The sequence below is a fragment of the Streptomyces sp. NPDC004266 genome, from assembly GCF_042874095.1.
Lineage (GTDB): Bacteria > Actinomycetota > Actinomycetes > Streptomycetales > Streptomycetaceae > Streptomyces.
This window is the reverse complement of the sequence record NZ_JBIAMM010000006.1, coordinates 203500-224604: the sequence shown is the minus strand read 5'-3', so window position 1 is coordinate 224604 and position 21105 is coordinate 203500. Positions and strand designations below refer to the sequence as shown.

Here is a 21105-nt window from a genome sequence, read left to right as displayed (position 1 = left end):
TCCACCGTACCGCCCGGTACCCGTCAGCCGCCCGGGACGAACGCCGGGCGGCGGGCGATCCGCCGCCGGTCCGCCTCCGTGCCGAAGCGGAGGTCGATCGCCCGCGTGGCCTCCGCCCACTCCCGCATGGTCCGAACCGGGGCCAGTGTCTCCCGTACGAACGGGTCGTGCCAGCGGGCGACGGCCCGCCGCCACAGCTCCGCCGGATCGTCCGTCAGGACGTTCCCGACGGTGCCCTCGTAGGCCGCCATCGCCCGCACCGCGCCGTCCGGTTCGATCTGGAGCACCGGCAGGCACACGCCCGCGGCGATCAGGTCGGGGCTCATCCGCAGGGCCAGGTTGTCGGTGCTCGTCACCCGGACGCCCGGCGGCGCGAGCTCCTGGAGCCGCCGCCCGTACTCCGGGCTGCCCAGGAGCCGTACCCACGCGTCGTCGAGCAGCTCGTGCTCCGCGAAACCCGGCCGGCTGGCGAGCCCCTCCGGGACGACGGCGCCGAACGACACCTGCCCGAGGCCCGGGAAGCGGGGCGCGACGGCGGTGAGGAACTCCTCGACCTGGTGGGCGTTGCTCCGCATGACCACGTAGTCGACGCCGACGGAGGCCCGCCCCGGGGAGCCCGCGGCCCCGGTCAGGAGCCCCAGGGCGGCCACCGCGCGGTCGAAGGAGCCGCGCCGCCCGCGGATCCGGTCGTGGACCCCGGCGGTGGCGCCGTCGAGGCTCACGCTCACCCCCGAGAAGGCGCCGACGGCGGCCTCGGCGGACGCCCGGTCGAGCGTCCAGCCGCTGGTGAACAGCGACACCGGCACCCCGGCGGCCGTGAACCGCTCGGCGACCGCGAACAGTTCCGGCACGAGCAGCGGCTCGCCCCCGGCCAGGCACACCCCCTGCGTCCCGAGGGCCAGGATCGCGTCGGCGGCGCGCAGCATGTCCTCGCCGGAGAGGCGGCGCGCCGGGCGCCGCCCGGACTCGGAGTAGCAGTGCGTGCACCGCAGGGGGCAGGCGTACGTGATGTCCCACAGGACTTCCAGCGGGTGGTCGGGGATCTCCACGGCGGCTCCTCAGCGCTGTACGGGTTCGTGGTCGCCGTCCGGGGCCAGGACCACCCGGAGGCGTCGCCGCTCGGGCTCCTCGTCGGTGCCGGGGGCCGGTTCGGCGAGGGCCAGGCGCGGGAAGCGGGCGAGCAGGGTCCCGAAGGCGATCCGCAGCTCGGCGCGGGCGAGCGCCGAGCCCAGGCAGTGCTTGTGCCCGAGGCCGAAGGCGAGGTGGGCCAGGGGCGTCCGGTCGGGGTCGAAGCGGTCCGGGTCCTCGAAGCGCTCCGGGTCCCGGTTGACGGCCGCGAGGGCGCAGTGCACCCCGTCGCCACCGGCCAGCGCGGCGCCGTCCACCTCGGTCGGCGCCCCCGCGTAACGGGACGCGAGCGTCGTCGGGGTGACGTGGCGCAGCAGCTCCTCGACGGTGGCGTCGAGCCGGCCCGGGTCGGCGACGAGCCGCTCCCAGTGCTCCCGCTGCCGCAGCAGCAGCTCCAGGCCGTCGGTGATCAGCCGGGTGACCGGGCGGTGGCCCGCGACGAGGAGGAACCGGACGGCGGCGAGGGCGTCCTCCCGCAGCAGCTCGGCGTCCTCGCCGCCCTGCCGGAGCATCGCGCTGATCAGGTCGTCCCCGGGGGAGTCGGCCCGCGCCTCGATCAGCCCCTTCAGGTACCGGGACAGGGCGTGGCCCGCGCTCTCCGTGACGGTGCTCGCCCCGCCGTACTCCGCGACCCAGCCGTACAGGTAGTCGCGGACGTACCCCCGCTCCTCCCGGGGGATCCCCAGGAGTTCGCAGAGCACCGCGACCGGGAACGGGCGGGAGAACACCCGCACCAGGTCGACGGCCTCGCCCGGCGGCACGGCCGCGAGCAGCAGGTCGGCCTCCCGCTGGACGCGCGGGACGAGCGCACCGACCCGGCGGTGGGTCAGCTGCCGGGAGACCGTGCGGCGGATCCGGCGGTGCTCCTCGGTCGGCAGGAAGAACAACTGCTCCTCGTCGCAGGCCTCCTCGTCCGCGCCGGTGCGCATCGACACGGCCAGCGGGTGCTCGCCGCGCAGGGCCGGCTCGACCAGGACGGCGGCGGCGACCTCGTAGCGGGTGACCATCAGGCCGTCCTCGCGGCCGCCGAGGCTGACCTCCACCGTGCCGCTCTCGCGCAGCCGCGTCAGGGCCGCGTGGTCCCTGAGCGTCTCCGCGCCGATCACGGGCGGCCGGCCGGGTCCGGCGTACGGGCATTCCATCGGGCGGACCTCCATCGGACCGTGGATCGGGCGGGGTTCGGGCACGGGGTGCGGACGGCGGGACGGGCGGCGGGTTCAGGCGGCGGGTTCAGCCGGTGGGTTCAGGCGGCGGGTTCAGACGGTGGGTTCGAGGAACTGGGTCGACGCCAGCTCGGCGTAGAGGGGATCGCCGGCGAGGAGTTCGGCGTGCGTGCCGACGGCCCGCACGACACCCCCGTCGAGCACGACGATCCGGTCCGCCATCGCGACCGTGGACAGCCGGTGCGCCACGATCAGGACGGTCGTCGTCCGCGAGACGTCGGCGACGGTGTCCCGCAGCGCGGCCTCGTTCACCGCGTCCAGCTGCGACGTCGCCTCGTCCAGGAGCAGCAGCCGGGGGCGGCGGAGCAGTGCGCGGGCGATCGCCACCCGCTGCCGCTGGCCGCCGGAGAGGCGGGTGCCGCGGTGCCCCACCAGCGTGTCCAGCCCCTCCGGCAGGCGCGCCACCAGCTCGTCGAGGCGGGCCGTGCGCAGGACCCGGTCCAGCTCGGGACCGGTCGCGCCGGGCCGCCCGAGCAGCAGGTTCTCCCGCAGGGAGCCGGAGACGACGGGCGCGTCCTGCTCCACGTAACCGATGAGGGAGCGCAGTTCCCGCAGGTCCCAGCTGTCCAGGCGGCGCCCGTCCAGGAGGATGCTGCCGGCCGAGGCCTCGTAGAAGCGCTCCAGGAGCGAGAAGAGGGTGGTCTTGCCCGCCCCGGACGGGCCCACGAACGCCGTCGTGCCCCGGGGCGGCACGGAGAAGCTCACCCCCCGGTGCACGGGCGGCAGTCCGGGACCGTACCGGAAGTGCACGTCCCGGAACTCCAGTGAGGCCGGCACGGGGGAGACCGCGGGGTCCGGGCCGGGGCCCCGGCCCCTCGGTTCGGCGCCGAGCGCCTCCGTCTCGCGGATGCGGTTCACCGCGGCCGCTCCCAGGTGGTACTGGCTGACGCCGCCGACGAGTTGCTGCACGGCGGGCACCAGGTAGAAGACGTACATCAGGAAGGCGATGAGCCGGCCGACCTCCAGGGCACCGGACGCGACCCGGCTGCCGCCGATCGCGAGGACGGTGAAGAAGGCGGCCTGCACCGCGAGTTCGGCGGTGTTGCCGGCGAGGGCGAGCCACTTCGCCGCCCGCACCCCGGCCCGCCAGGAGCTCTCGGCCGCCTCGTGGACGGCGGCCTCGGCCCGGTCCTCCGCCCCGGAGGCCTTCACCGTGCGCAGCGCGCCGAGCGCCCGCTCCAGGGCCGCCCCGACCAGGCCCACCGACTCCTGGGCGGCGGTCCCGGCCTCGTTGACGCGCACCATGACCGTGCGCACCACCCAGCCCGCGAGGAGCAGCACGCCGAGCGTCACGCCGGTGAGCACCGGGTCGAGCAGGCACATCAGCGCCGTGGTCACGACGAGGGTGAGCGCCCCGGTGGCGGTGCCGACGAGCGCGTCGGTGGTGACCTGCCGGAGGAGCGCCGTGTCGGAGGTGACCCGGGCGATCAGGTCGCCGGGCTCGGTCCGGTCGAACTCGCCGACGCGCAGCCGCAGGAGGTGCGAGGAGAGGCGCCGCCGCGCGGTGAGGACGACCGTCTCGGCGGCCCGGCGCAGCACGTACTGCGCGACCGGGCCCGCGAGCGCGGTGACGGCGACGAGGACCCCCATGGCGAACAGCACGCCGTCGAGGGGCCGGTCGTGGGTCAGACCGTCGATGAGCCGCTCGGCCACGAGCGGGATCGTCAGTCCGGCGGCGGTGGTCACCAGACCCAGCAGACCGCCGAGGGCGAGTGCCGGCCAGGAGGGGCGGATGTGGTCGAGCAGGACGTGCCGGACGGAGGCCGTGGGCCGCTCGGGCGGGACGTCGGGGCGGTGGGGCGGTGTCTTCACGGGATTCCTCGAAGCGGGTCGGGACGCCGGTGCCCGGCGTGGGCCTGTCGGCGCCGGGGCCGCCGTGGGGGGTGTCGGTGCCGGGGCCGCCGTGGGGGCGGCCCCGGCACCGGACCCGTCAGCAGGTGCCCTTGTAGGAGGTCACGATGCTGTTGCACGGGTGCGCGGACTCGGCCTCGCCGAGCGACTGCAGCTGGAGAACGCAGGCCATCTCTCTCACCTCCCTCCGTGTTCCGTGGACGGCTCCCCGGCCGCGGGCGCCCGCAGATCGAGGAAGGGGACGATCGACGCGTTCCGTTCGAACGCGACGCCGAGGGCGACGAGCACACCCGCGGAACCGCTGTCCAGGTCCATGGACAGCCGCAGGAGCTGGTTGCCGGGGAAGGCCGGGAGGCCTTCGTGGGAGACGGCGTGCCAGGACAGCCGGCGGACGTGCTCGCGCACGTGCGGCCGGTCCTCGGGCACGTCGAGAAGACCGAGGGTGGCGATGATGCCGGCCCGCCCCATGAACAGCGCGGGATGGCGGACGAACGGCGCCCGGCAGGCGTGCCGCACCCCGGCGACGACCCGCGCGAACTCCGCCGCCTCCGGGCCCGTCGGGTCCGGCACGCGCGCGAGGTACCGGGCGAGGACCAGCGCGAGACCGCCGCTGCCGGGCCCCAGGTAGACCAGGTGCCGGTTGCCGTACAGGAGCCGGAAGCCCCCGTCCGGGAGGAACTGCCCCCGGTCCGTCTCCCGGCGCAGCGCCGTCCGCGCCAGGTCGAGGTGGCGGGGGTCGCCGGTGACCTCGTGGAGCCGCAGGAAGAAGTACGCCACTCCCGCGAGCCCGTGTTCGAGCCCCACCCGTCCCCGCGGGGGGAACATCGCGGAGTCCTCGCGCCCCAGCTCCGCGGCGAGCGTCTCGCCGATGCCGAGGGCCTCCGCGCGGAGCCCGCCGTCGCCGGTGAGCGAGGCGAAGCCGAGCAGCCCCAGGCCGGCGCCCGCCAGGCCCGAGTGCAGTCCGGGCGCCCGCAGACCGGAGTGGAGCGCGCGGGCCCGGTCGAGCACGTCCAGGGCCTCGTCACGGCGCCCGAGCGCGTCGAGCGTCGCCGCCACGCCGTGCAGGCCGTCCATCAGGCCGGGGCGCGGTTCCCTCGCCCGCCGCACGGCCGCCGTCAGCCACTCCACGTGCTCCTCCGGCACCTCGGCGCCCGCCCGGCGCAGCGCCCAGAGCACCCCGGCGGCTCCGGAGGCGACGGAGAGGCCGCCCGTGCCGAACTGCTGGGGGTCGCCGGGGAAGAGCCGGTCCGTGCGCCCCGGGGTCGCGCTCGCACGGATGCCGGCGACCAGGGCGTCCCGCACGGCGGGCCAGGCCTCCGGCGCCCCGGCGAACAGCCGGGCCGCGGTGTCCTCGCCGAAGGGCTCGCGGCCCTCGCCGAGTTTGCGGACGAGCCGGGCACCGAAGCCCTCGGGCACCGGGAAGTGCGCGGTGATGACGTCGGTGAGGGTGGCGTACTTGACGGGGTCGCGCTCCTGGAGCGGGTTGATCGGGAGGAACATCCACTGCCGCAGACAGTTCAGGGCGTACGCGTCGGCCTCCCGTCCGGACATCCCCTCGGGCGCGGTGAAACCGGGCGCGCCGAGCGCCGGCGGCTTCGGGTCGTCCAGGTCGCCGGCGATCTCGAAGTCGATCAGGGCCACCCGCCCGTCGGGCCGCAGGATGACGTTCGCCGGATGCAGGTCGGCGAAGCGCACCCCGCGCGCGTGGACGGACATCAGCGCCCGGTCCACCTTCGCCAGGACGCCGGTCGCCCACTCGGTGTACTCGGCGAGCCACTCGGCCGAGGGCTCGGGGCTCCCGAGCGGATAGCGGGCGAAGACCTCCTCCAGGAGCGTCTCGCCCTCGACGTACTCCTCGACGAGGAAGTGGTGTTCCCAGACGACCAGGTGGTCGAGGACCCGGGGCACGCAGTCGAGGCCGTCGAGCCGCTCCAGGACCTCCCGCTGCCGGGTCAGCCGGGCGACGGCGTCGGCGCCGTCGCGGTCGAGGCCCGCGTGCGGCCGGGCCTCCACGAGGACGACGTACCCGCCCGCGTCCCGGGGCCGGGCCAGGTAGACCCCGCCGCCGTTGGAGAAGTGCAGCGGCTTCTCGATCAGGTACGGGAACTCCCCGCCGCCCTCCGTGCGCCGCTCGACCGACTCCCGCAGCACCTCCGGGACCGTCACCCACTCCGGGACCGTGAAGACCGGGTCGCGCCGGTCCGGCACCAGCGAGCCGTCCGGCGCCCGCACGGCGTACACGAGCTCGCCGCCGGGCGCCGTGTACGTGAGCGGCACGAAGGCGCCGTACCGGACGTACACGGGGGAGTCCTCGTACCGGACGTCGCTGAGGATGTACGGGCCGGTGAAGCCCTTCAGGAGCGCCGCGAGCTCCGGCAGCAGCTCGCCGAGGACGGCGTCGTCCGCCGGGTAGAGGGTGAGGAGCTTGCCGCTGCCGCCCCGGTCGGCGTACTTGCTGTTCAGGAGGCGCAGCGCGGCCCCGCTGCGGAGGAACTTGAAGGTGACGCCCCGGGCGAGACAGAACGCGGAGACGAGGTCGCACACGGCGTCCGCGTCGGCGGCCGCGGCGGACACGTGGATCTTCCAGCCCTGCTCGGGCAGCCGCCCGTCCTCGGGCTCGAAGACCGTCCACAGACCGTTGGCGCGGCGGCGCCAGCCGGGCGGGCAGGGCCGTCTCCCGGCCTCGAACAGACTGTCCTCGTCCCGCATGTGCCACGGCGGTTCGAAGAAGGCCGGATCGGCCTGACAGTAGGCCATCAGCTCCGGAATCGTGGTGGCTTCCATGCGGACGTCTCCCGTGCGAGAAGGTGAGGGAAGTGCCGGACGTGTGGCGCTACGCGCGGTGCTCGGGCCCGAGGAGGACCGGCAGCGCCAGCAGGTACCGCACCCGGCTCCTGCGGTAGTGCAGCTCCCGTGTGCCGGGGGCCAGGTCCAGGCCGGGGAAGCGGCGGGCCAGGGTCCCGAGCGCCGTGCGGACCACCGCCCGGGCGAAACCGGCGCCGAGGCAGGCGTGCCGCCCGTGGCCGAAGGAGGCGTGGGGGCACGGGGCGCGCCCCAGGTCGGGACCCCGGGCCGCTCCCGCCGGGGGCACCACGGCCGGGTCGTGGTTCGCGGCCGTCAGGGAGGCCAGGACGCGGTGCCCCGCCGGGACACGGACGCCGGCCGCGTCGACCGGTGCGACGGCGCGCCGCGCGAACCCCACCGGATACGGCGTGACGTGACGCAGCAGTTCCTCGGTGGCCGGCCCGGCGACCGCGTCCGGGTCCCCGGTGAGCAGCCGCCACTGCTCGCGGTGGGCGAGGAGCGCGGCGACGCCGTTCCCGAGGAGCGTCGTCGTCGGCCGGGCCCCGGACACGAGCAGAAGACGGGCAGCCGCAACCACGTCCTCGTCGCGGACGGTGTCGCCCTCGGCCTCGCACATCCGGCCGAGGAGGTCGTCGGAGGGCCGCTCGCGCCGCTCCGCGACGAGACCGCCCAGGTAGGCGTCGACGTCCTCGTGCGCGGCGGGCGGCGGCGTCGGGACCCGCCGGACGAGCCAGTCGGCGAGGTACGGCCGGTCCGGTTCCGGCACGCCCAGGAGCACGCAGAGCGCGGCCACGGGCAGCGGGACCGCGAACGCGGCCACCAGGTCGACCTCCCGGTCCCGGGGCAGCGCGTCCAGGAGCCCGTCGGCGACCCGGCGCAGCCGGGGCAGGAGCGAGTCGACCCACTCGTCGGTGAGGTGCCGCTCGACGAGCCCGCGCAGCCGGCCGTGCTCCCCGGCGTCGACCGTGATCGTGTCGGCGTCCCCGGGGTGGACGGCGGCCAGGCCGGCCGGCTGCGGCCGGTATCCGGCCGTCGTCGCGGTGTCCCCCCGGAGTCCCGGATCCGCCAGGACCGCCCGCGCCGCCTCGTGTCCCGTGACGACCCAGGTCGGTACGGAGCCGGGTGAGGCGAGCCGGTGGACCGGCCCGGCCGCCGCGAAGCGGCGCATGACCGAGGGCTCGTGCAGGTCCGCAGGGGAGAGCGCCCGGTTCCGTACGGGGCACTCCTCCTCGGCCGGCCCCGTCCGCAGAGCCGCGAGGAACCGCTCGACGGCCGGCCCGGACCCGTCGTCCGGGTCCGGCAGCACCAGGACCGGGCAGGCGAGGCCGGGAGCCGGGGCGTCCGACGCCGGAGGCTCCGGGGCGATCGCCACCACGGCGACGACCCGCTCCGGATGCCGGTCCGCCAGCTCGAACACCGCGCCGCAGGCCCGGCCCTCCGCCACGAGGACCATCCGGTCCGGGCTGTCCTGCGCCCCCAGGAAACCGGCGAGCCGCGCGGTCCAGCCGTCCTCCCCGCCCCCCGTGGGCGGGGCGAGCGTCCGGACCCGCAGACCGCCCCGTACCGCGAGCGGTTCCAGACCGGTCGCACCCGTCCCCGTACACCCTTCGCCGAGGAGCACGAGCTCCCCGGATCCCCCCGACGCCTGCACGGCGCTCATGTCGCACTCCCCCCGAAGCACTTCGGACGACCGGCGGGCTTTCGGCCGTGGTGCCCGCCTGTCGCATAGCCTCCGCCGCCGGGGGGAACGGCGACAGAGTGGACACCTACTCAAACCCCGGCGGACACCTACTCAACGGACAAGCGACACAAGGGCGGAGAAGGGGGTGGGGACGCCGGTGACGGGTGACGGAAGACCCCTGCCCCCCACCGGGCGGCCCCTGCCCCTCACCGGGCGGCCCCTGCCCTTCACCGGGCGCCGCGTCGAACTGGAGCGCCTGCGCGGCGGACTGGGCAGATCGGGCTGCCGGGGCGTCGTCATCACGGGAGAGGGCGGCGTCGGGAAGAGCAGGCTCGCCGTCGAGTTCGCCGACGAGGCCGCCGCGCACCACCGGACCGTGCGGCTCCCGGTGAGCGAGGCGGCCTCGCACGTGCCCCTCGCGGCCTTCGCCCCCCACCTCACCGGCCCCGCGCTCACGGGCGAACTCGGACGGCACTTCCAGGAGTTGCGGAACCTGCTCGCCGCCCCGGCGGGACGGCCCCGCACCCTGCTCCTGGTGGACGACATCCACCACCTGGACGATTCCTCCCTCGCCCTGCTCTCCGCGCTCGCCACCGACGCGGCCACCGCCCCGGCGCCCGGCTTCTTCCTGGTCGCCACCCTGCCCCAGGGCGCGGACTGGCCCGAGGCGCTGCGCGCGCTCTGGCACCAGGACGCCGTGGAACACCTCCGCGTCGGCCCCTTCGACCGGGCCACCACCGCACGCCTCCTCGCCGGCGCGCTCGGCGCGCCCGTCACCGCCCCCGCCGTGAGGGCCCTGTGGGAGGCGGGGCGGGGCAACGCCCTGTGGACCCGGGAGATCCTGCGCGCCGCCGTCCGGGAGGGCACCCTGCGGCCCGTGGACGACGTGTGGTGCCTCACCGGACCGCTGGACGACACCCTGCTCGACGCACCCGCCGAAGGGCGCTTCCGCGGGCTCCCGGAGGACCGGCGGACCCTGCTGCGGCTGCTCGCCCTGTGCGGCCCGCTCGGACTCGCCGACGCCCTGGCGCGGGTGACGCCCGAGGCCCTCGCCGCGCTGGAGGAGGAGCACCTCGTCGTCGTCACCGAGGACGACCGGCGCAGCCGGGTCCAGCTGGCCCACCCCTGGCACGCCCTGCTCCTCCGCCGGGGCACGCCCCGCCTCCTCGCCCGCGCCCTCCTGCTCGAACAGGCCGGACGCGTGCGGGAGTACGGGGCGCGGCGGCACGGCGACGCGCTCTCCCTCGCCCGCTGGGAGCTCGACGCCACCGGCACGGCCGACCCCGAACTGCTCGTCCGCGCGGCCGGACACGCCCTGGACGACGGCGACGTCGACACCATGTGCCGCCTCGCCCGGGCCGCCCTGACGCAGGGCCCCCACGTCGTGGCCGGGCTGCTGCTCGGCGAGGGCCTCGGCCAGCGCGGCGAGTTCACCGAGAGCATCCCGGTCCTGGAACGGGCCTTCGACGAGGCCCGCACCCCGGGCGAGGTCGAGTCCGCCGCCGCGGCGCTCTCCCAGCACCACCTGTACGGCCTCGGCGACGCCCTCGCCGCGTTCGGGGTGCTGGACCGGGCCGCCGCCCGGATCGGGACCCGGCCCGTGCTCACCGCCTGCCGGGCCGGCCTGCTGAGCGCCGTCGGCCGCAACGACGAGGCGGCCGCCGTCCTGGCCCTGGCCGAGGGCGCCGACCCGAAGCCCGGCGGCGACGGCGGCGGTGCGTGGACCCAGGCGGACGTGCTGCTGCTGCAGGCGCACCTGCGGGTGCGGCTCGCCGCCGGGCGCGTCGACGAGGCCGTACGGACCGGCCGGCACGCCTACGCCGTCCAGAGCGGGCTCGCCGACCGGTGGACCGCCTACTACCCGGCCCGCAGCCTGTACCTCGTGGCGGCCGCCCTCCTGGAGTCGGGCCGCCTCGACGAGGCGGAACGCACCGCCCTCGAAGGACAGGAGGCGATGCGGGACGCGGTCCCGGCGCTCACCGTCTGGTTCGCCTGGGTCCGTGGCCGCGTCGCCCTCGAACGCGGCCTCGTCGCCGACGCCCTGGCCCACTTCCGCGAGGCCCGCGCCCTCGCCCGCCTCTGCGGACAGCCCTTCGCCGAACAGCGCGCCCTCGCGGGCCTGGTCCTCGCCGCGGCCCAGACGGGCCTCGTCGCCCCGGAGGCGGAGGCGCTGACGCCGGTCCGGGGGCCGGCCTCGCCCCACGCGCCCGAGGCGGCGGCACCGGACCCCGCCCGACCGCCCGGAGCGGCCGCGCCGGGGCCCTCCCACGCGCCCGACGCGGACGCGCCGACGCCGGTCCCCCCGCCGTACAGCCCGCTCTGTCAGACCGACACGCTCCGCGCCCACGGCTGGGTCCGGATGTTGCGGGGAGCGGACGGTCCCGCGCGGGAGCTGATGCTCGGCGCCGCCCGTGCGGCGCTCGCCCGTGGCGAGGCGACCGTCGCCACGGCGCTGCTCCACGACGTCCTGCGCTGGGGGTCGCGGGGCCCCCGGGCGGAGGCCTGTGCCGTCGCGGCGGAACTGGCGGCGGCCACCGCGCTCGTCCAGGGCTCGCTGGCGGAGGTCCGGGCCGCCCACGCGGCGGCGGTGGCCCCGCCGGACGGCCCCGATCCGGCGGCCCTGGAGGCCGTCGCCGAGCGGATGGGCGCGCTCGGCCTGCACCTGTACGCGGCCGAGGCGTTCGGGGAGGCGGCCGGGGCGTGGCGGCGCCGGGACCGCGCGGCGAGCGCCGCGAGGGCCGCCGCCCGGGCCCTCGCGCTGCGCGGCCGGTGCCAGGAGGCCGCCACCCCGGCGCTCGCCGGCGCCGCGACGGCGGTGCCGCTCAGCGCCCGGGAGCGGGACATCGCGCTGATGGCCGCGCGCGGCCGCACGAGCCGGGAGATCGCCGAGACGTACGTCCTGTCCGTGCGGACCGTGGAGAACCACCTCGGCAGGATCTACCGCAAGCTCGGCGTCGGCGGCCGGGCGGACCTGGCGGACGTCCTCCTCGCCTGACCGTCCGGGACCCGCCCGGCGCCGCGCCGTCCGCCCGGCGCCGGGCGGACGGCACGGCGCTCCGCCGGTCAGGCCAGGACGCCGCTCCCGTGCGGGGCGTACAGGTCGAGGAGACGGACCCGGGTCACATGGAGGCGGTGGGCGAGGATCGCCCCCACCCAGTAGATGACCGAGGCGCCGAACTCCGTGTCCGAGTGGCACATCGACCGGACGGCCGGGGCGTCGAACTCGTACGCCCGGACCGGCGTCATCGCCTCGGCCCCCGACTGGCACAGGTACGGCGGGAACAGCCAGGAGAGCCCGACCAGCTCGCCGTGGCGCAGCGTCTCGATCACGGGCGACCCCCGGCCCGGCACCTTCGCGTCGAGGGTCACCGCGCCCGTCTTCACGATCCAGAACCGGTCGGCGTGCTGCTGCTCCTCGAACAGACGGTGACCGGACTCGAAGTACACGTCCTCGGCGAAGGCCATCAGGCGCTCCCGGTGCTCCTGGGGCAACGTGCTGACCTTGGGCGCGGCTCTGCTCATGGCGGTCCCTCCTCGCACACTCGGCTCCCCACCCCCAGTGTGGGCCCGGCCGTCGCCCCTCGCAGGCTCCGGGGCGCCCGGCGGGGCCGCGCCCGGGCGGGCGCCCCGCGGCGTGTCGGTCCGCTCACCCTCCGTACGCCCGCCGTCCGGAGTGCGCCGGGCGGGTGGAGGGCGGAGCATGAACGTGGGGAGGGAGCGGCAAGCGGGGGCGTGACCCAGGAGGGTGCCATGCCCGTCCCGGACGGCGGCGACGCGCTCGTCGTACTGCGCGGGGTCGACAAGCACTTCGGCCCCCTGCACGTCCTCCAGTCCATCGACCTCACGATCCACCGCGGCGAGGTCGTCGTCGTCATCGGGCCGTCCGGCTCGGGGAAGTCGACGCTGTGCCGGGCGATCAACCGCCTGGAGACCATCGACGCGGGCGAGATCGTCGTCGACGGGCGGCCGCTGCCCGCCGAAGGACGCGCGCTGGCGGCCCTGCGGGCCGACGTGGGCATGGTCTTCCAGTCCTTCAACCTCTTCGCCCACAAGACCGTGCTCGACAACGTGACCCTCGGTCAGATCAAGGTCCGCAAGAAGGACCGGAGGAAGGCCGAGGAGAGGGCCCGCTCCCTCCTCGACCGGGTCGGCGTCGCCTCGCAGGCCGACAAGTACCCGGCGCAGCTCTCCGGGGGCCAGCAGCAGCGCGTGGCGATCGCCCGCGCCCTCGCCATGGATCCGAAGGTGATGCTCTTCGACGAGCCGACCTCCGCGCTCGACCCGGAAATGATCAACGAGGTCCTGGAGGTCATGCGGCAACTGGCGCAGGACGGCATGACGATGGTGGTCGTCACCCACGAGATGGGCTTCGCCCGCTCCGCCGCCAACCGCGTGGTCTTCATGGCCGACGGCCGGATCGTCGAGGAGACGACCCCGGACGAGTTCTTCAGCAACCCGCGCAGCGACCGCGCCAAGGACTTCCTCTCCAAGATCCTGCACCACTGACCCGCCCGGGAGCCCGTGTCCCTCCACGATCCTCTGCACCGCACCGCACCGCGCCGCGGCCGCCGCCCGGTCGGTCGCCCGACCAGCAGCCCCCAGGGGTGATCCTCATGAACGCGCTCAGGACCAGCAGGGCCGTCGTGGCAGCCGCCGCGGCCGTCGTCCTCTCCGTCACCTCGGCGGGATTCGCGAACGCCGCGGCCGGCGGCGCATCCCGAGACCACGGCGACGGCGACAAGATCACCGTCGGCATCAAGTTCGACCAGCCCGGCATCGGCCTGAAGACCCCCGACGGCACCTACACCGGCTTCGACGTCGACGTGGCGACCTACGTCGCCAAGCAGCTCGGCCACAAGCCGTCCGACATCGAGTGGAAGGAGGCGAAGAGCGCGGACCGCGAGACGCTGCTCCAGCGCGGCGACGTGGACTTCATCGCGGCCTCGTACTCGATCAACGACAAGCGGCTGGAGAAGGTCGACTTCGCGGGTCCCTACCTCCTCGCCCACCAGGACGTCCTGATCCGGGCGGATGACGACTCGATCAAGAAGCCGTCCGACCTGAACAACAAGAAGCTCTGCTCGGTCACCGGCTCGACCTCCGCGCAGAACGTCAAGGACAAGATCGCCCCCAACGCCCAGCTCCAGGAGTACGGCGGCTACTCCGAGTGCCTGACCGGACTGGAGAACGGGGTCATCGACGCCGTCACCACCGACGACTCGATCCTCGCCGGCTACGCCTCGCAGCCCGAGTTCAAGGGCAAGTTCAAGCTCGGCGGCTTCAAGATGAGCAACGAGAACTACGGCATCGGCGTCCAGAAGGGCAGCGACCTCAAGGCCAAGATCAACACGGCCCTGGAGAAGATGGTCGCCGACGGCTCCTGGGAGGCGGCGGTCAAGAAGAACTTCGGCCCCGCCGGCTACCAGAACGAGCCCGCCCCGAAGATCGGCGTCATCGTCCAGTGAGCAGGCCGTCGTGTTCGACTTCCTCCAGGGGTACGACCTGCTCGGAGCCTTCTGGGTGACGGTGCAGCTCACCGTCTACTCGGCGATCGGCTCCCTCGTCTGGGGGACGCTGCTGGCCGCGATGCGCGTCAGCCCCGTCCCCCTCATGCGGGGCTTCGGCACCGTCTACGTCAACATCGTCCGCAACATCCCCCTCACCGTCATCATCGTCTTCACCTCGCTCGGCCTCTTCCAGACCCTCGGCGTCACCATGGGCGCCGACCGGTTCACCACCATCAACTTCCGCCTCGCCCTCCTCGGCCTCACCGCCTACACCAGCGCCTTCGTCTGCGAGGCCCTCCGCTCCGGCATCAACACCGTCCCCCTCGGACAGGTCGAGGCCGCCCGCGCCATCGGGCTGAACTTCCCCCAGGTGCTGCGCCTGATCGTGCTCCCGCAGGCCTTCCGCTCCGTCGTCGGCCCGCTCGCCAACGTCCTCATCGCCCTCACCAAGAACACCACCGTGGCCGCCGCCATCGGCGTCGCCGAGGCGGCCCTGCTGATGCGCGAGATGATCGAGAACGAGGCCCAGCTCCTCCTCATCTCCGCGATCTTCGCCGTCGGCTTCCTCTGCCTCACCCTGCCCACCGGCCTCTTCCTCGGCTGGGTGGCCAAGAAGGTGGCGGTGAAGCGGTGAAGGACAAGCCCACCGTCCTCTACGACGTCCCCGGGCCGCGCGCCCGCCGGCGCAACGTCCTGTGGAGCGTGCTGTTCCTGATCGCGCTCGCCGCCGTGGTGTGGTGGGTCGTGACGAGCCTCGCCGACAAGAACCAGCTCGAATGGTCCAAGTGGGCGCCCTTCTTCACCGACGCCCGCGTCTGGGAGACGTACATCCTGCCCGCCCTGAAGAACACCGTGATCGCCGCCGCGCTCTCCATGGTCATCGCCCTGCCCCTGGGCGCGCTCCTCGGCATCCTCCGGCTCTCCGACCACCGGGCCGTCCGCGCCGTGGCCGGCACCGTCGTCGAGTTCTTCCGGGCCATCCCCGTCCTGATCCTGATGCTCTTCGCGAACGCCGCCTACTCCGAGTTCACCGACATCAGCCCGGACACCCGCCCCCTGTACGCCGTCGTCACCGGCCTCGTCCTCTACAACGCCTCCGTGCTCGCCGAGGTCGTCCGCGCCGGCATCCTCGCCCTGCCCACCGGCCAGGCCGACGCCGCCAAGGCCATCGGCATGCGCAAGGGCCAGACCATGGCCCACGTCCTCCTGCCGCAGGCCGTCACCGCCATGCTGCCCGCCCTCGTCAGCCAGCTCGTCGTCATCGTGAAGGACACCGCCCTCGGCGGCGCGATGCTCGGCTTCTCCGAACTCCTCGCCTCCGTCCGCCCGATGAGCGCCAACTACGGCGCCAACACGATCGCCAGCTTCACCGTCGTCGCCGTGATCTTCGTCGCCCTCAACTTCGCGCTCACCACCTTCGCGTCCTGGCTCGAACGCCGGCTGCGCCGCGGCAAGAGGTCCACCGGGGCGGTCGTCGGGGCCGAGGCGGTGGAGGAGCTCGCGACACCGGGCGAGCACCCCGAGACGCCGCGCTGAGCCCCCGACCTGGGGAGCGCCTGACCTGGGGAGCGCCTGACCGGGGGAGCCCCCGACCTGGGGAGCCCCCGACCGGGGGAGCGCCCCGGCACGTGCCGAGGCCCTGACCGGGCGAGCGCCCCGAGACGCGCCGAGGCCCGTACGGGTGACGCGGCCCATCCGCGCGGCCCGACGTGCCGAAACACCCCCCATGAACGACGCCCTCGGGACCGCGCCCGAGCCCCACCGCGAGCCGCACCACGAACCCACCCGCACCGACCGCCTCCTCGCCGCGCTCGGCGGCCTGGTCGCGGCGTACGTCTCCCTGGCCGTCGCGGACCTCGTCGCCCACCGGGTGCGCCCCGAGGCGGGCCCCGTCCCCGCCGTCGGCGGCGCCGTCGTCGACCGGACGCCGGCGGTCCTCAAGGAGTGGGCGATCCGCGCCTTCGGCGAGGACGACAAGACCGTCCTCCAGCTCGGCATCCTGATCCTCCTCGCCCTCCTCGCCCTCGCGGTCGGGCTGCTCGCCCTGCGCCACCGCCTGCTCGGCACGGCGGCCGTCGCCGCCTTCGGCGTCCTCGGGGCCCTCGCCGCCGTCACCCGCCCCGACTCCGAGTCCGCCGTGGACGCCGTCCCCTCCCTCGTCGGAGCCGCGGCCGGCGCGCTCCTCCTGTACGTCCTGACCGGCCGGCTCCTCACTCCCCGGCCCGGAACCGCCAGGGCCGACCGGCGCGGCTTCCTCGTCGTCGCCGCCTCCACCGGCCTCGCCGCGACCGGCGCCGCCGCACTCGGCCGCGCGGCCGGCAGCCCCGTACAGGAGAACGCCGCCGCCTCCCGCGCGGCCCTCGTCCTGCCCCGGCCCGATGCGCCCGCACCGGGCGTGCCCGCCGGAGCGCGGCTCGACGTCCCCGGCCTCGCCCCCTTCGTCACCCCGAACCGGGACTTCTACCGCGTCGACACCGCGCTCATCGTCCCCAAGGTCGACGCCGACCGCTGGCGGCTGCGCGTCCACGGCCTCGGCGTCCGCGAGGAACGCACCCTCACCCTGCGACAGCTCATGGCCCGGCCGACGGTCGAGCGGGACATCACCCTGTGCTGCGTCTCCAACGAGGTCGGCGGTCCGCTCGTCGGCAACGCCCGCTGGCTCGGAGTCCCCCTCGCCCCCTTGCTCCGCGAGGCCGGCGTCCGCCCGCCCTCCGAGGGCGGCCCCGCCGACCAGCTGGTCGCCCGCTCCGTCGACGGCATGACCATCGGCACCCCCGTCGAGGCCGTCATGGACGGCCGCGACGCCCTCCTCGCCTTCGGGATGAACGGCGAACCCCTGCCCTTCACCCACGGCTTCCCCGTCCGCATGGTCGTCCCCGGCCTGTACGGCTACGTCTCCGCCTGCAAGTGGATCGAGTCGATCGAACTCACCACCTTCGACGCGTACGACGCCTACTGGGTCCCGCGCGGCTGGGCGGCGCAGGCCCCCGTCAAGACCCAGTCCCGCATCGACACCCCACGTCCCCTCGCCCGCCCCGCCGCCGGCACCGTCATGGTCGCCGGGGTCGCCTGGGCCCAGCACCGCGGCATCCGCCGGGTCCAGGTACGGATCGACGACGGCCCCTGGCAGGACGCCCGGCTCGCGGCCGAGGACAGCGCCGACACCTGGCGCCAGTGGGTCCACCCCTGGGCGGCCGCCCCCGGCCGCCACACCCTCACCGTCCGCGCCACCGACGGCACCGGCACCACCCAGCCGGAACGCCGCACCGACACCATGCCCGACGGGGCACAGGGGTGGCACTCGGTCGTCGTCACGGTCGAAGGAGGGTGATCCCGGGGCCCGTCGCGCCGTCAGAACCAGTGCAGGCAGTGCGGGGGACGCTCGCCGCGGAACAGGGCGTCGGCGCGTGCGGCCGCGTCCGGGCGGTGCGCCCGGACGTGCCCGGCGCGCACCAGGGTGCTCGGGGCGGTGCCGCCGAGGTAGACCGCGCCCAGGTCCCGCACGTCCAGGGAGAGGTCGGGCTCCCGGTCCGTCGGGACGCACTCGGCCCCGCCGTCCCGGACGGTCAGCAGATGGCGGCCGTGCTCCCCGAGGAACGGGTCCACCACGTCGAGGACGAGCTCGCCGTCCGCGAACCAGCCGCGCGCGGTCAGCGCGCCCGGCACGTCGAGCAGCCGCACCCAGAGCCAGTCGCCGGGGCTGCCCACCTCGCCGGCGCGCAGGTCCGCGAGCTGCCAGCGCAGCGGGTGCTCGGGCGGGACGTGCTTCAACACGACCGTGCCGACCAGGTCGTGTTCGAGCACGAACCGGGCCAGGGCCGTGAAGACGGCGTCGTCGGCGGCGATCGTCTCGTCGACGGTCAGGGTGCGGTCGTCGCCGATGGCGTAACTGGCGTAACCGTCCGGGATCCCGTCGGCGTCCCGGTGGACGGCGACGTAACGCGGTGCCGGAGCGATCGGGGGCTGCCCCGCCCGCCGGGCCCACCAGCGGTGCGGCCGGGACAGGGCGCCGGGCTGCGCGCGGCGGTACCGGTCGTAGACCTCTTCGAGGAGCTCCGCGCAGTCGGCGCGCCGCAGCACCTCGACCGATCCCGTGTCCGCGCCGTCCACCGTCCCGAGAGCCCGGGGAACGGCGAGCGCGGCCTGCCTGCGCGGCACGGTCAGCCGCTGCGTGCAGGTCGCCGGACCGTAGCCGAACCTGCCGTAGATCGTGGCCTCGGAGGCGAGCAGCACGGAGAGGAAGTCCCCCCGGGCGCGCAGCTCGGTGAGCTGATGCCGCATCATCGCGCTCAGCACGCCCCGGCGCCGGTGCGAGGGCACCACGCCGACGGCGGTCACCCCGCCGACCGGGACGAGGGCCCCACCCGGCAGGGTGAGCTCGAAGGAGTACGAAGCGGCGGTGCCGACGGGCCGCCCGTCCTCCGCCAGGGCGAGCAGGCCGCGCTCCATCTCCAGCGCCGACCACCAGACCCCGCCGCCGTCCTCGGCCGGCGTGTCGGGGAAGAGCCCGAACGCGGTGTGCATCGTGTCGACGAAGACCTCGTGGTCCTGGTCGGTCGTGGAACGGATCTCCATCGGTACTGCTGCCTCCCCGGAACACCGGCGCCACCACCCGCGGCGCCCCGCACAGTGCAGTCCCGTCCCGGGGCCGGGTCAAACGAATTTCCGCTCCGGAACCGGGACCGGCGGCGTAACGAACCGGTTCCACCGGTACGCTCGCGGCGCACATGAGGGAGACTGCTCCCGTGCGAGGACATCTGCCGGACGAGAACCCCGGTTTCGTGGGGCGCCGCACGGAACTGGAGCGCGTCTCCGCCGCGTTGGCGGACCACCGGCTCGTCACCGTGACCGGCGTCGGGGGAGTCGGGAAGACCCGGCTCGCCCTGCGCGCCGCGCACCGCGCCGCCGACGGACACCCGGACGGCGCCTGGTGGACCGACCTCTCCCAGCTCGACGGCGACCGGCTCCTCGTCCCGCTCGTCGCCGACTCCGTCGACCTCGCCGACCACACCCCCGGCATGGCCACCACCGGACTCTGCCGCCGCCTCGCCGACGCCCGGCTGCTCCTCGTCCTCGACTCCTGCGAGCACCTAGCCGAACCCTGCGCCCGGCTCGTCACCGAACTCCTCGCCGCCGCACCCGGACTCACCGTCCTCGCCACCGGCCGCCGCCCCCTCGGCGTCCCGGGGGAGCGGGTCGTCGCCCTCGACCCGCTGCCGCCCGCCGGACGCGACGCCCTGGAGCTCCTCCGCCGGGCCGCCGGCGAGGACCTCCCCGCCGCCGGACCCGCCGGCGAGATCTGCGTGCGCCTGGAGGGCATCCCGCTCGCCCTGGAACTGGCCGCCGCGCAGATCCGCCTCCAGGGCGCAGAAGCCGTCCGCGACCAGCTCGACACCCGCCTCGACGCCCCGCCGGGCGCCCGCTTCGACCTGCTCGCCCACACCGAGCGGGTCTGGCCGAGCCGCCACCAGACCCTGCGCGCCGCCATCGGCTGGAGCCACGAGCTGAGCACCCCCCTGGAACGCCTCCTCTGGGCCCGGCTCTCCGTCTTCCGCGGCCCCTTCGACCTCGCCTCCGCGACCGCCGTCTGCGCCGGCGGCCCCCTGAACCGCGCGACCCTGCCCGGCGCGCTCGACGGGCTCGTCCGCGCCTCCGTGGTCCGCCCGCCGGACGCCGCCGGCGGACTCCGCATGCTCGACACCATCCGCGAGTACGGGGCGACCTGGCTGGACCGCACCGGCGAGGCCGCCACGGTCGCCGAACGGCACGCCGCCCACTTCCGGGGACTGGCCCGCCGGGCCGGGACCGAATGGCACGGCGCCCGCCAACTCCGCTGGTACCGGACCGTCGACGCGCACCACACCGACCTGCGCACCGCCCTGCACCGGCTGCTGCGCACCGACCCCGACGCCGCCCTCGACCTCGTCGGCTCCGTCGCCTTCGCCTGGTCCTGCCGAGGCCGCCTCCACGAGGCCCGCGACGGCCTCGAACAGGCCCTCCTCCTCAGCGGCGCCCGGGGCAGCGTCCGGGCCCGCGCCCTGTGGGCCCTCGGCGTCACCCTGGTCCTGCAGGGCGAGCCCGGCCCCGCGCAGGAGGTGAGCGAACGCTGCGCCCGCGAGGCCAGGCACGCGGAGCACGTCGAGCCCTCGCCGCCCGACGGGGACCCTCGCGGTGACCGCGACCGGCCCGGCGACCTCACCCTCGACGCCGCCGCCCTCGCCGGGCTCATCGCCCTGACCACCGGGCGGCCGATGGCCGCGTACGTCGTCGTGGACCACGTCCTCGACGCCGCCCGGGGCGGCCTCGACTCCGCCGCCCGGCTCCGCTGCCGGCTCGTGCGGGTCTTCGCCCTCACGGGCCTCGGCCGCCTCGCCGAGGCCCGGGAGCGGGCGCTCCGGCTGCGTGCCCGGTGCGAGGAGCTCGACGAGCACTGGATCCGCACCGCCCTCGAGTACCAGCTCGCCCTCACCGGCCTCCTGGAGGGCGACCCGGCGGCCGCCGCCGGCCACGCCCGGGCCATGCTCGAAGGCACCCGCGGCCTCGGCGCGAGCCTCGGCGTCGCCCTCGGCCTCGACGTCCTCGCCACCGCCCTCGCGGCGGCCGGGGACGGCGAGCGCGCCGCCGACGTGAGCGGCACGGGAGAGGCGTACTGGCGCTCCACCGGCCAGCCCCGGCGCGGCCTGCCCGGCCTGCGGGCCCTGCGCGAGAAGTACGCGGACACCGCCCGCGAGACGATCGGCGGACCCGCCTACGAGGAGATCTTCGTCCGCGCCCTCACGGGACCCCCGCAGGACGGCCTCGACCGCGCCCTGCGCGTCCCCCGCCAGGCCTGAGGGGGGCGGGGCCCCGCACCGAGGCCCGGGCGGGCGGCGGGACGGCCCGCGCCGGGGCTCCGGCAGGTCCGGCGGGA

General features: G+C 75.6%; 14 protein-coding genes. 7 read left to right on the top strand and 7 right to left on the bottom strand.

What is annotated here, in order from left to right; genetic code table 11:
• Positions 1-23 precede the first annotated feature (23 nt).
• From ACFYUZ_RS17095 to ACFYUZ_RS17075, 5 genes are all read right to left on the bottom strand, one after another.
• Positions 24-1049, bottom strand: coding sequence for a radical SAM protein (locus ACFYUZ_RS17095; RefSeq protein WP_389309834.1), 1026 nt, complete (start codon positions 1047-1049; stop codon positions 24-26).
• A gap of 9 nt (positions 1050-1058) precedes the next feature.
• On the bottom strand, positions 1059-2270 hold the full coding sequence (locus ACFYUZ_RS17090; RefSeq protein WP_389309831.1) for a cytochrome P450: 1212 nt from the start codon (positions 2268-2270) through the stop codon (positions 1059-1061).
• Between the two features lie 114 nt (positions 2271-2384).
• Entirely contained in the window at positions 2385-4163 is a 1779-nt protein-coding gene (locus ACFYUZ_RS17085) for an ABC transporter ATP-binding protein (RefSeq protein WP_389309829.1), read from the bottom strand.
• 216 nt (positions 4164-4379) lie between these two features.
• On the bottom strand, positions 4380-6986 hold the full coding sequence (lanKC, locus tag ACFYUZ_RS17080) for a class III lanthionine synthetase LanKC (RefSeq protein ID WP_389309827.1): 2607 nt from the start codon (positions 6984-6986) through the stop codon (positions 4380-4382).
• Between the two features lie 49 nt (positions 6987-7035).
• On the bottom strand, positions 7036-8667 hold the full coding sequence (locus tag ACFYUZ_RS17075) for a cytochrome P450 (protein ID WP_389309824.1): 1632 nt from the start codon (positions 8665-8667) through the stop codon (positions 7036-7038).
• 178 nt (positions 8668-8845) lie between these two features.
• On the opposite strand from ACFYUZ_RS17075, the gene ACFYUZ_RS17070 reads away from it, so the two are divergent.
• Positions 8846-11683 (top strand): LuxR C-terminal-related transcriptional regulator, encoded by a 2838-nt coding sequence (locus tag ACFYUZ_RS17070; protein ID WP_389309821.1) that lies wholly within the window; start codon positions 8846-8848, stop codon positions 11681-11683.
• Between the two features lie 68 nt (positions 11684-11751).
• On the opposite strand, the gene ACFYUZ_RS17065 is transcribed toward ACFYUZ_RS17070, so the two are convergent.
• Complete coding sequence (locus ACFYUZ_RS17065; RefSeq protein WP_030690750.1) at positions 11752-12210, bottom strand: Crp/Fnr family transcriptional regulator; 459 nt, start codon at positions 12208-12210, stop codon at positions 11752-11754.
• A 228-nt stretch (positions 12211-12438) separates the two neighbouring features.
• Here ACFYUZ_RS17065 and ACFYUZ_RS17060 point away from each other — a divergent pair, with 228 nt between their 5' ends.
• The 5 genes from ACFYUZ_RS17060 to ACFYUZ_RS17040 all read left to right on the top strand — a co-directional run bounded on the left by ACFYUZ_RS17060 (position 12439) and on the right by ACFYUZ_RS17040 (position 17526).
• Complete coding sequence (locus ACFYUZ_RS17060) at positions 12439-13194, top strand: amino acid ABC transporter ATP-binding protein (RefSeq protein ID WP_389309818.1); 756 nt, start codon at positions 12439-12441, stop codon at positions 13192-13194.
• 107 nt (positions 13195-13301) lie between these two features.
• On the top strand, positions 13302-14153 hold the full coding sequence (locus ACFYUZ_RS17055; RefSeq protein ID WP_389309815.1) for a glutamate ABC transporter substrate-binding protein: 852 nt from the start codon (positions 13302-13304) through the stop codon (positions 14151-14153).
• Positions 14154-14163: 10 nt separating this feature from the next.
• A complete protein-coding gene (locus ACFYUZ_RS17050; protein ID WP_389309812.1) occupies positions 14164-14829 on the top strand; it encodes an amino acid ABC transporter permease in 666 nt (221 codons plus the stop codon).
• Entirely contained in the window at positions 14826-15731 is a 906-nt protein-coding gene (locus tag ACFYUZ_RS17045; RefSeq protein WP_389309809.1) for an amino acid ABC transporter permease, read from the top strand. The genes ACFYUZ_RS17050 and ACFYUZ_RS17045 overlap by 4 nt, the downstream gene beginning before the upstream one ends.
• 190 nt (positions 15732-15921) lie before the next feature.
• Positions 15922-17526: a molybdopterin-dependent oxidoreductase gene (locus ACFYUZ_RS17040; RefSeq protein WP_389309806.1), complete on the top strand. Its 1605-nt coding sequence runs from the start codon at positions 15922-15924 to the stop codon at positions 17524-17526.
• A 20-nt stretch (positions 17527-17546) separates the two neighbouring features.
• On the opposite strand, the gene ACFYUZ_RS17035 is transcribed toward ACFYUZ_RS17040, so the two are convergent.
• A complete protein-coding gene (locus tag ACFYUZ_RS17035) occupies positions 17547-18770 on the bottom strand; it encodes a GNAT family N-acetyltransferase (protein ID WP_389309803.1) in 1224 nt (407 codons plus the stop codon).
• A gap of 152 nt (positions 18771-18922) precedes the next feature.
• Here ACFYUZ_RS17035 and ACFYUZ_RS17030 point away from each other — a divergent pair, with 152 nt between their 5' ends.
• Positions 18923-21028 (top strand): ATP-binding protein, encoded by a 2106-nt coding sequence (locus ACFYUZ_RS17030; protein WP_389309801.1) that lies wholly within the window; start codon positions 18923-18925, stop codon positions 21026-21028.
• The last annotated feature ends 77 nt before the right edge of the window (positions 21029-21105 follow it).

Bases quoted from the DNA above. Each gene is read 5' to 3' on its own strand.
- ACFYUZ_RS17090 (WP_389309831.1), bottom strand. From the start codon at position 2,270: ATGGAATGCCCGTACGCCGGACCCGGCCGGCCGCCCGTGATCGGCGCG.
- lanKC (WP_389309827.1), bottom strand. From the start codon at position 6,986: ATGGAAGCCACCACGATTCCGGAGCTGATGGCCTACTGTCAGGCCGAT.
- ACFYUZ_RS17075 (WP_389309824.1), bottom strand. From the start codon at position 8,667: ATGAGCGCCGTGCAGGCGTCGGGGGGATCCGGGGAGCTCGTGCTCCTC.
- ACFYUZ_RS17065 (WP_030690750.1), bottom strand. From the start codon at position 12,210: ATGAGCAGAGCCGCGCCCAAGGTCAGCACGTTGCCCCAGGAGCACCGG.
- ACFYUZ_RS17060 (WP_389309818.1), top strand. From the start codon at position 12,439: ATGCCCGTCCCGGACGGCGGCGACGCGCTCGTCGTACTGCGCGGGGTC.
- ACFYUZ_RS17055 (WP_389309815.1), top strand. From the start codon at position 13,302: ATGAACGCGCTCAGGACCAGCAGGGCCGTCGTGGCAGCCGCCGCGGCC.
- ACFYUZ_RS17040 (WP_389309806.1), top strand. From the start codon at position 15,922: ATGAACGACGCCCTCGGGACCGCGCCCGAGCCCCACCGCGAGCCGCAC.
- ACFYUZ_RS17035 (WP_389309803.1), bottom strand. From the start codon at position 18,770: ATGGAGATCCGTTCCACGACCGACCAGGACCACGAGGTCTTCGTCGAC.
- ACFYUZ_RS17030 (WP_389309801.1), top strand. From the start codon at position 18,923: ATGAGGGAGACTGCTCCCGTGCGAGGACATCTGCCGGACGAGAACCCC.